The following is a 4,428-nucleotide window of genomic DNA, read 5'->3' as shown; positions in this document are numbered from 1 at the left end:
AACCCGGTCAGGGATGTGACGCCGATCACCCTGGCGGCACGAAACATCATTGTCCTGGTGGCTCACCCGTCAGTTCCTGTGAACAGCGTACCGGAGCTGATCGCGTATGCGAAGGCGAATCCCGGCCAACTGGCCTACGCCAGTTCCGGCAATGGCTCGCCACACCACCTGGCAGGCGCGCTGTTCAACCAGATGGCCGAAACAAACATCACCCATGTGGCCTACAAGGGCGGCGGTCCTGCGCTGAATGACGTACTGGGCGGGCAGGTTCCGCTGGCCTACACGAGCCTCGTCACTGCAGCGCCGCACATCAAGGCCGGCAAGCTCAAGGCGCTGGGAATCACCGAAAAATCACGCTACAAGAGCACGCCACAGATCCCGACCGTGGCGGAAACCCTGCCGGGCTACGAAATGGCCTCATGGCTGGCCTTCTTCGGCCCTGCGGGCCTTCCCCCCGCTGTCCTCAAGACCCTGCACGCCTCCATCACCAAGGCCCTCACGGCCCCCGATATCGTGACCAAGCTCGATGAAAGCGGACTGATGGTCGTGGCGAATGCGCCAGATCAGTTCGGTGCTTTCCTGAAGACGGAATACGAGTGGCGAGGCAAGTTGATCAAGCAAAACAATATTCAACCGGAATGAGTCTTTCATGAAAGAAGCAATGGATCCCTCGCGACCGCTCGCTGGCCTCACGGTCATCGAACTCGGCCACAGTGTCGCCGCCCCTTTCGCTGGCCAGATCCTGGCGGATCTGGGGGCAGAGGTCATCAAGGTTGAAAAGCCGGAGGGTGACGACGCACGCAAGTGGGGCCCGCCGTTCGTGGACGGCGCGGCGGTGGCCTTCCAGGCCCTCAACCGCGGAAAGAAGTCGGTGGTCAGCAAGCTGCGCGATCCGCAGGAGATCGCTCGCCTCAAGACGTTGATTCTCGAACGGGCGGACGTGGTGATCCAGAACCTGCGCCCCGGCCAGGTGGACAAGCTGGGCATCGGCGCTGACGAGTTGTTGGCGCTCAAGCCCAGTCTGGTGTATTGCAACATGGGCGCCTTTGGCGCCACGGGGCCCCTGGCAGACCGGCCGGGCTACGACCCGCTGATGCAGGCCTACGGCGGCATCATGAGCGTGGTGGGCCACGAGGGCCAGGCATCGGCCCGGGTGGGGCCCGCCATCATCGACCTGGGCACCGGAATGTGGGCGGTCATCGGCATCATCTCGGCGCTGCTCAGCCGCAAGGACAGTGGGCGGGGCCGGAAGGTGGATGTGTCTCTTTATGAAACAGCCACCGCATGGATGGGGATCCATGCGGCCCAGTTCCTGGCCTCGGAGCAATTGCCGCGCAAGGTCGGCTCCGGTCAAGTGGGCATCGTGCCCTACCGCGCCTACCAAACCACGGATGGCGAGCTGGTGGTGGCGGCCGGGAACGACAAGCTGTTCAACGGCTTTTGCCAGGCCCTGGCGCACCCGGAATGGGTGCAGGACCCGCGCTTCATCGACAACCCCAGCCGGGTGCGCAATGCCGCCATCCTTTACCCGCTCATCGAGCAGGAGATGCTCAAACGCGGCAACCGTGAATGGGTGAAGATCCTCGACGATCTCGCCGTGCCATGCGCCCCGGTCCAGAACGCCAGGGAGATGCTCGAATGCGAACAGACCCAGGCGCTGGGCATGGTCCAGTCAGTGCCTGGCGCGTCCATCCCCATGGTTGGACTGCCGTTGTCGTTCGACCGCCAACGCCCCAGGTCACTGCAGGCCTCGCCTGCCCTGGGGGCCGATACCGAGTCCGTGTTTTCCCGTCCTTAGGATTTTCCGTGAGCGAAACCTTTCAACTTCCCGACTACGAAACCGTCCAGCTGGAGCAGCGCGGCGCGCATGTGCTCGTTGCAACCATTAATCGTCCGCAAGCCCTGAACGCCGTGACGACCCAGATGGGCCATGACTGGCTGGACCTGTGGACGCGATTGACCGTGGCGCCGGCCAATATCCGCTGCGTCGTTCTGACCGGCGCCGGCGAGCGGGCCTTTTGCGCCGGTGGCGACCTCAAGGAACGCAACGGGATGACCAACCAGCAGTGGCAGACGCAGCACGAGCTGTTTGAACGCGCTTTCGTCACCCTGCTCGAATGCACCGTGCCGGTGATTGCCGCGGTCAATGGACATGCCTATGGTGGTGGCTGCGAGACGGCCCTTGCCTGCGACTTCATCTACGCCTCGCGCAATGCGCGCTTTGCCCTGTCTGAAGTGAAGCTGGGGATCATGCCGGGCGGGGGTGGCACCCAGAACCTCGCGCGCGCCGTTGGCGAGCGAAGGGCCAAGGAGCTCATCATGAGCGCTCGCCCCTTCACCCCGGATGAAGCCTGCGACTGGGGCATGGTCAACCGCGTTTTCGACACGCCGGCCGAACTGCTGGACGCTGCCGTGGCCACCGCTGACGAAATCGCAGGCAATGCCCCCCTGTCGATCCGGCAGGTCAAGAAGTCCATCCACTACGGGTTGCAGTGCGACATCCTGACGGGCTACCGCCTCGAGCTTGAAGCCTACAACCGCCTGGTGCCCACCCAGGACCGCCTGGAGGGCGTCCTGGCCTTCAATGAAAAGCGCAAGCCGGTGTTTCGCGCATGCTGAAAGGTTCCACCATGAAAACCGACATTGACGTCGTGGTCTGCGAGGTGGGGTTGCGCGATGGCCTGCAAAGCATCGCGCAATTTTTCCCCACCGCTGAAAAGATCGCCTGGATCCAGGCCGAGGCTGCCGCCGGCGTGCCGGCCATCGAAGTGACGTCATTCGTGCCCGCAACGCTGATCCCGCAATTTGCCGACGCGCAAGAGGTGGTGATGGCCGCTCGCGCGGTGGCCGGCCTGCGCGTGGATGCCCTGGTTCCCAATCTCAAGGGGGCCGAGCGCGCCATGGCGCTGGGCGTCAATTCGCTCGACTTCGTGATGTCGGTCAGCCGCACGCACAACCTCAAGAACGTGCGGCGCGAGCGCGAGGAATCGATCGAGGAGTTCAAGCGCATCGTGTCGATGGTCAGGCAACTGCCGCCGCAGCAGCGCCCGCGCCTGACCCCGGGCCTGGGGACGGCTCTGGGATGCTCGTACGAAGGCGCCATTGCCGTCGATGAAGTGGTCAAGTGCGCGGTTGCGCTGGCCGAGGCCGGCGCCGACGAGATCATGATCTGCGACACGGTCGGTTACGCCGACCCGGTACTGGTCAAAAAAGTATTCACCGCGGTGCGCAGCGCCGTGGGGTCGCTGCCCTTGGGGGCGCATTTCCACGACACCCGCGGCCTGGGGCTGGCCAACGTCACCGCCGCCCTCGACTGTGGCGTGCGCCGCTTTGATGCTTCGCTGGCGGGCCTGGGCGGCTGCCAGTTCGCGCCCGGAGCGACCGGCAACATCGTGATGGACGACCTGTGCTTCCTGCTCGACGCCATGGGCCTGCGCACCGGCGTCGACCTCGACAAGCTGGTGTCGGTGCGCCCGATGATTGCCCGCAATCTGCCCGATGTCCCGCTGTACGGCGGCCTGGCACGCTCCGGCCTGCCCCGCAACTACGTGCCCGCCGCCCAGCGCGCAGCCTTGACCAACCTGATTTTTTAATTGGAGAACCTCTCATGACCGCATTTTCCGAACAAGGAACGGCCACCCTGGACCTGGGTGAAGATTTTCCCGAGATCCGCGACGGCGTTCGCCGCATCTGCGCCGATTTCCCCCAAACCTATTGGCGCGAGCTCGATAAATCCGAGGGCTACCCCAGCGAATTCGTCCAGGCCATGACAGACGCTGGCTTCCTGGCCTCGCTGATCCCCGAGGAATACGGGGGCGCAGGCCTTCCCATCCGCGCCGCCGGGGTCATCCTGCAGGAATGCCACGCATCCGGCTGCTACGCCGCCGCCGCCCATGCGCAGATGTACACCATGGGGACCTTGCTGCGCCACGGCACGCCTGAGCAGAAAGCCAAATACCTGCCCAAGATCGCCACCGGTGAATTACGCCTGCAAGCTTTCGGCGTGACCGAGCCGACAACCGGCTCCGACACCACCCAGCTCAAGACGCGCGCCGTGCGCGATGGCGACCACTATGTGATCCATGGGCAGAAGGTCTGGACTTCGCGGGCCATGTTCTCCGACCTGATGCTGCTGCTGTGCCGCACCTCCCCGGCCGAACAGGGGCAAAAGAAGACGGACGGCATTTCGGTGCTGCTGGTCGACATGCGCGAGGCGCGCGGCAACGGCATGGAGATCCGCAAGCTCGATGCGATGATCAACCACAACACCACCGAGATCTTTTTTGACGGCCTGCGCGTGCCCGCGGAGAACCTGATCGGACCGGAAGGCAAGGGCTTCAAGTGCATCCTTGACGGTATGAACGCCGAGCGGATCCTGGTGTCGCACGAGTCCATTGGTGACGGCCAGTGGTTCATCAATACCGCGAC

General features: G+C 64.2%; 5 protein-coding genes. All 5 read left to right on the top strand.

The window, feature by feature from the left end:
* Positions 1 to 642, top strand: a 642-nt coding sequence (locus IV091_RS06160; protein ID WP_293466534.1) for a tripartite tricarboxylate transporter substrate-binding protein, incomplete at its 5' end; no start/stop codon positions are given.
* 7 nt (positions 643 to 649) lie between these two features.
* On the top strand, positions 650 to 1,798 hold the full coding sequence (locus IV091_RS06155; protein ID WP_293466531.1) for a CoA transferase: 1,149 nt from the start codon (positions 650 to 652) through the stop codon (positions 1,796 to 1,798).
* 8 nt (positions 1,799 to 1,806) lie between these two features.
* Positions 1,807 to 2,619 (top strand): enoyl-CoA hydratase-related protein, encoded by an 813-nt coding sequence (locus tag IV091_RS06150; protein WP_293466528.1) that lies wholly within the window; start codon positions 1,807 to 1,809, stop codon positions 2,617 to 2,619.
* Positions 2,620 to 2,630: 11 nt separating this feature from the next.
* Positions 2,631 to 3,593, top strand: a complete 963-nt coding sequence (locus IV091_RS06145; protein ID WP_293466525.1) for a hydroxymethylglutaryl-CoA lyase — start codon at positions 2,631 to 2,633, stop codon at positions 3,591 to 3,593.
* 14 nt (positions 3,594 to 3,607) lie between these two features.
* A partial coding sequence (locus IV091_RS06140) for an acyl-CoA dehydrogenase family protein (RefSeq protein WP_293466522.1) occupies positions 3,608 to 4,428 on the top strand: 821 nt, incomplete at its 3' end.

Source organism: Polaromonas sp. (genome assembly GCF_018780625.1).
In the GTDB taxonomy this organism is placed as follows: Bacteria; Pseudomonadota; Gammaproteobacteria; order Burkholderiales; family Burkholderiaceae_C; genus Polaromonas.
Note: the sequence above shows the minus strand (reverse complement) of the source record. Positions and strands in the feature narration are given on the sequence as shown.